The following is a 1,016-nucleotide window of genomic DNA, read 5'->3' on the forward strand; positions in this document are numbered from 1 at the left end:
TGCAACTGACGGATGCGGAATGGGAGTTCATCGGGCCGTACCTGCCGATCGGCGAGTACGGCCCGTATCCCGAGCGGCTTCGGCAGCAGTTCGAGGGTGTGATCTGGCGGTTCAAGACCGGCGGACAGTGGCGGGAGATGCCGCAGGAGTTCGGTGCCTGGTCAACCGTCCACAACCGCTTCCGGCAGTGGCGTGACGCCGGTGTCTTCGAGGCTCTGCTGGAGGGCCTGATCGCGGAAGCGGCGAAGCGGGGTGAGGTGGATCTGTCCCTGGTCAGCATCGACTCCACCACCGCGCGTGCTCACCACGACGCGGCCGGGATGCACCTGGGCGAGGACGTCCTCGGCGCACTGGAGAAGGCTGCCGACGAGACGGAGAAGGCCAGGTCAAAAGGGGCAGCCTCGAAGAACAAGACGGACAGGACGTCAAGATTGACCCCGAGCGGGAGGAGCGACGACGCATCCGGCGTCGGCGAAAACTCCGGCTGCAGGCCGCCCTCCTGGGACGCTCCAGGGGCGGGCAGACCAGCAAGGTCCACCTGGCCGCCGACCGCAAGTGCCGCCCGCTGGCGCTCCTGCTGACCGCGGGCCAGGCCGCGGACAGCCCGCAGTTCATCCCCGTACTGGGGAAGATCCGGGTCCGCGGCCCTGTCGGCCGCCCCCGCACCCGACCGGACGCGGTCGCCGGGGACAAGGCCTACTCCTCGCGCGGCAACCGGGCACACCTGCGGAAACGCCGTATCAAGGCAGTGATCCCGGAGAAGAGAGACCAGGCCGCCAACCGGAAGAAGAAGGGCTCCACGGGCGGCCGGCCCGTCAGCCACGACGCCGACCTCTACAAGGAGAGGAACACCGTCGAGCGCCTGATCAACAAGCTCAAGGCCTGGCGAGGCATCGCCACCCGATACGACAAGACCCCGGACAGCTACCTCGCCGGCCTCCACCTGCGCGCCTCAATGATCTGGATCAAGGACCTCACCCGGACCACCAATTGATCACGACTCAATACGCGCCCTA

1 pseudogene is annotated in these 1,016 nt (G+C 67.6%); it reads left to right on the forward strand.

The features are described from left to right. Nucleotides 1-994 (forward strand): annotated as a pseudogene (locus ABZV31_RS38330) (IS5 family transposase); the annotation flags it as partial. Nucleotides 995-1,016: the final 22 nt, after the last annotated feature.

Source organism: Streptomyces sp. NPDC005202 (assembly GCF_040608235.1).
Lineage (GTDB): Bacteria > Actinomycetota > Actinomycetes > Streptomycetales > Streptomycetaceae > Streptomyces.